The 436-nt window shown below is 49.3% G+C and carries 1 protein-coding gene; it reads left to right on the plus strand.

Annotation, left to right across the window (positions count from 1 at the left end; translation table 11 throughout):
* On the plus strand, nucleotides 1-436 hold a 436-nt coding region (locus QTN94_RS20700; RefSeq protein WP_331428694.1), incomplete at both ends, for a toxin VasX.

A 436-nucleotide genomic window follows, 5' to 3' on the forward strand; every position in this document is an offset into this window, starting at 1 on the left:
ACGGATAAGACTTTTGATGAGTATCAGGTGAAAGGGTATGAGTTGACCAAAATTGACTGGTCAAACGATGAAGCGGATAAACCTGCGCATCAGCGTGGCAGCAAAGGCGAAACGAAAAGCTGCTTGGTCTACCCAGCGAAAAATACACTCTATATGGCGTTTGCCCATCAACGCTGGACATGGCGACTGTGTGAGCATATGCGTTCTAACCTATCCCATCGTTCGACATGGATGCGTAAGGTAAATTTGCAACAGTTCCATTCAACACAGAGTCACCCCCATGCGGGCCTTTCGTCTCAGCTTGGCAAGTATGTGGCGGATGTTGGCACCGATGGAGCACCGACAGGTGTGTTTGATACGACCTGTACACCATTAACACCCATTGAAGGCGGAGTTGATGACTTCAAACATGTGGCAGACAAGGCTGGGTGTTGGG

The organism is Vibrio sp. M250220, assembly GCF_036533795.1.
Classification (GTDB): domain Bacteria; phylum Pseudomonadota; class Gammaproteobacteria; order Enterobacterales; family Vibrionaceae; genus Vibrio.